2 protein-coding genes and 2 pseudogenes are annotated in these 3,927 nt (G+C 50.8%); all 4 read left to right on the top strand.

All coding sequences use genetic code 11. The annotated features are described in order from the left end of the window. Window positions 1-474, top strand: a 474-nt coding sequence (locus tag B5F54_RS16990; RefSeq protein ID WP_140400419.1) for a DUF4368 domain-containing protein, incomplete at its 5' end; no start/stop codon positions are given. An 86-nt stretch (window positions 475-560) separates the two neighbouring features. Further along, window positions 561-659, top strand: a pseudogene (locus B5F54_RS18215) (Maff2 family mobile element protein); the annotation flags it as partial. Between the two features lie 83 nt (window positions 660-742). Continuing rightward, window positions 743-1,381 (top strand): annotated as a pseudogene (locus tag B5F54_RS16980) (VirB6/TrbL-like conjugal transfer protein, CD1112 family); the annotation flags it as partial. A gap of 609 nt (window positions 1,382-1,990) precedes the next feature. Further along, entirely contained in the window at window positions 1,991-3,823 is a 1,833-nt protein-coding gene (locus tag B5F54_RS16975) for a reverse transcriptase/maturase family protein (RefSeq protein WP_087235321.1), read from the top strand. Window positions 3,824-3,927 lie beyond the last annotated feature (104 nt).

Below are 3,927 nucleotides of genomic sequence, written 5' to 3'. Positions count from 1 at the left end.
GCCGCCAAGCATGAGAGCCGCTTTGTGAAGCTGCTTATCCAGCAGAACGAGATCGGCGGCAAGAGAAAGACCGCCGCAGCCACCAAGCAGCTTGAACAGGCGCAGGAGCGCATTTCCGAAGTGAGCCGCATTATCAAGCGGCTGTATGAGGACAATGTGAACGGCAAAATCAGCGACGAGCGTTTCATGGAACTGTCGGCAGACTATGAGCAGGAACAGCGGGAACTGAAAGACCGCGCCGCCGCTTTGCAGGAGGAACTTTCCAAGTCGCAGGCCGCCACCGTCAATGCGGAAAAGTTTATGGGTATCGTCCGAAAGCACCTTGCCTTTGAGGAATTGACCCCCACCCTCTTGCGGGAGATGATTGAGAAAATCGTCGTGCATGAGTGCAGCTATGACGAGAACGGCATCCGCAGGCAGGACATTGAGATTTATTACAGCTTTGTCGGCAAGATTGACTTGCCCGAAGCCTAACGCCCGACCTATCCGACACAATGGCCAAGTGCCGGATAGGAACGGCAAAATTTTTTGCACTTCTATTACTTCTTTATCACACATAAGCAAAGTCGCAGGGCATGAAACAGTTGATGGCGGGCGGCGGCGTTGCCCTTATCGGCCTTACCCTTGTCCCGCTGCTCTCCGGCCTGTTCACCGTCTGATCGCTCCCGTCGTTAAGCTGTCATAAGAAATCCTTGCCGCCCCTGCCCCCAAGCGGGGGCGGCTGAAAGGAGGTTGACACCGTATGGATTTCTTACTCGATGCCCTTACTGACTGGCTCAAGGAAATGTTGGTAGGCGGCATTATGAGCAACTTATCGGGGATGTTCGATAGCGTGAACCAGCAGGTCGCAGACATTGCGACACAGGTGGGCCAGACCCCTCAGGGCTGGAACGGGAGTATTTTCAGCATGATCCAAAATCTCTCCAACTCCATCATGGTGCCGATTGCTGGCGTGATCCTGGCTATCGTGATGACGCTGGAGCTGATTCAGATGATTACCGACAAGAACAACCTGCATGATGTGGACACCTGGATGATCTTCAAATGGGTGTTCAAATCTGCCGCTGCCATCCTCATCGTCTCAAACACCTGGAACATCGTGATGGGCGTGTTTGACGCAGCTCAAAGTGTGGTGGCGCAGGCGGCGGGCATCATCGGTTCCGACGCTTCCATCGACATCTCCTCTGTCATGACCGATATGGAGTCCCGGCTGATGGATATGGACCTGGGGCCGCTGTTCGGCCTGTGGTTCCAGTCGCTCTTTATCGGCATTACCATGTGGGCGCTTTACATTTGTATCTTTATCGTGATTTATGGCCGTATGATTGAGATTTACCGCGCGTCCAGAAGCGCTGCTTGTAATCCGCAGGCGGTGCGCGGGCATTTTGGGAATCCGGCTTTGGCAAGCCGGTAAAGAAAAGTATCAAAGACGCTGAAAAAGCGTCACTTTAGCGTCAGCCGGTTTACCCCGGAGGGAAACCATAAGGGGGACAATAGCGTACCGGAAACGTCGCAAGTTGGGGAAACCATCTACCCACGACTGAGCGGCAAGACGCAACATTGTGAACGAGGAACAAGGCTAAACTGCTTTAAGGGCAGTCCGAGGCGGGATACTCGACCCGGCGGCGCAGGATGGTTGTATTCGCCGTATGTCATAGCGGAATGTGACAGGTATACACAAACCGCACGATACTTATGACAGCCAGCCGCAATAAGCGGAAAAGGACGAAAACCCACTCCGACATCACAATACGCTTTTCCCAAAGTGTCTAACTGGAGATTGCCTAAACCGGAACGCCGGAACCGTCCGGCTATGCGTAATGCCGCAAGGTGAAAAATTTCAAGGATTAAAACCCCAAGAAAGATGACGCTGAATATCCGGCAAGGCAACGGAGCCTTCGTAGTAGTCCGAGGGCGGGAAAGCCGTCTACATGGCGAAGGAAGGCAGGATGTCAACCAACTCATAAAAAGGAAAGGTGCGTGAGGCATTATGAGAAGTCCTGAAAATGTGTTGGAAAGCCTAAAATCCAAGGCGTGTAACCAGAGTTACAAGTACGAGCGGTTATACCGCAATCTGTACAATCCACAATTCTATCTGCTGGCATACCAGCGGATACAGGCGAAACCAGGCAATATGACAGCCGGAACAGACGGCAAGACGATTGACGGCATGGGAATGGCGAGAATCAACGCCCTCATTGAAAAAATGCGGGATTTCAGCTACCAGCCCAACCCCGCAAGGAGAACCTATATCCCGAAATCCAACGGGAAGATGCGCCCCTTGGGAATACCGTCATTCGACGACAAACTGATACAGGAGGTGGTGCGGCTCATACTGGAGAGCATTTACGAGCCAACCTTCAGCGACCACTCCCACGGCTTCCGCATAAACAAAAGCTGCCATACGGCGCTCAAATATGTGCAGAAATATTTCACAGGGACAAAGTGGTTTGTTGAGGGCGACATAAAGGGCTGTTTTGACAATGTAGACCACCATGTGCTGATTGCCATTCTGCGCAAGCGGATTGCGGACGAGCATTTTATTGGTCTGCTCTGGAAGTTTTTGAAAGCCGGATATATGGAGGACTGGAACTACCACAATACTTACTCCGGTACTCCGCAAGGCTCTATCATCAGCCCCATCCTTGCAAACATTTATCTGAACGAGCTGGATAAGTTTATGGCGGAATACGCAGAGAAATTCAACTGCGGAGAGCGCCGTAAAATCAATCCGGCCTTCAAGAAGAAATTGGATGTCTGCCGTGGAAAAGAGCAAAGGCTCAAAAGAAACATCTCCAAAATGAGCGAGGAAGAAAAAGAGGGCTTACTTGCCGAAATCAGAGAACTGCGGCGCAGTCTGCGGTCAATACCGTACAGCGACCAAATGGACGAAGGCTATAAAAGAGTTTTCTATATTCGGTACGCCGATGATTTTCTGATTGGAGTAATTGGCAGAAAAGCGGACGCGGAACAGGTCAAACAGGATGTGGGGCGCTTCATCCGGGAAAATCTTCATCTGGAAATGTCCGAGGAAAAAACACTGATTACCCACGGGCATGATTTTGCTAAGTTCCTGGGGTATGAGGTCACAATCGCCAAAGGTGAGTGTAACAAAAAGACCAAAACCGGGGCCACCAGACGAGTAAACAACGGAAAAGTCATGCTCTATGTCCCCCACGACAAGTGGGTCAAGCGGCTGCTCTCCTATCATGCCCTCAAGATTAAACACGACAAACAGAACGGAAATAAAGAGGTTTGGGAACCTGTCCGGCGCACCCGCCTGTTGCACCTGGATGATTTGGAAATCCTGAACCAGTACAACGCAGAAATCCGTGGATTGTACAACTACTACCGGCTCGCAAACAATGTGTCCGTCCTCAACAACTTCTACTATGTAATGAGATACAGTATGCTCAAGACCTTTGCCGGAAAATACCGGACACGAATCAGCAGAATTATTCAGAAGTACCATCAAGGGAAAGATTTTGTTGTGGAGTATCCGAAGAAAAACGGCAAGGTTGGAAAGGTGCTGTTCTATAACAACGGGTTTCGCCGTGATACCAAAGTGGAAAGCGGCAATCCCGATGTGATTGCAAGAGTGTTTGAGAACTACGGACGCAACAGCCTAATAAAGCGGCTGAAAGCGAGTCAATGCGAGTGGTGCGGTGCAGAGAATGTACCAATTGAAATACACCATGTACGAAAACTCAAAGACTTGAGCGGCAGAAAACAATGGGAAATCGCCATGATCGGGCGTAAGCGCAAGACAATGGCACTCTGTATTGACTGTCACGATAAGTTACACGCTGGGAAATTAGACTGACAGCTGGAGAGCCGGATACATCGAGAGGTGTAAGTCCGGTTCGGAGGGGAGTTCTCGGAAACCTGCCATAGCGATATGGCAAGGCGCTGGGTTCTTACCCTACT

The sequence above is a fragment of the Anaeromassilibacillus sp. An250 genome (assembly GCF_002159845.1).
In the GTDB taxonomy this organism is placed as follows: domain Bacteria; phylum Bacillota; class Clostridia; order Oscillospirales; family Acutalibacteraceae; genus Anaeromassilibacillus; species Anaeromassilibacillus stercoravium.
The sequence above is the reverse complement of the archived record's forward strand: the minus strand, read 5'-3'. Positions and strand labels throughout refer to the sequence as shown.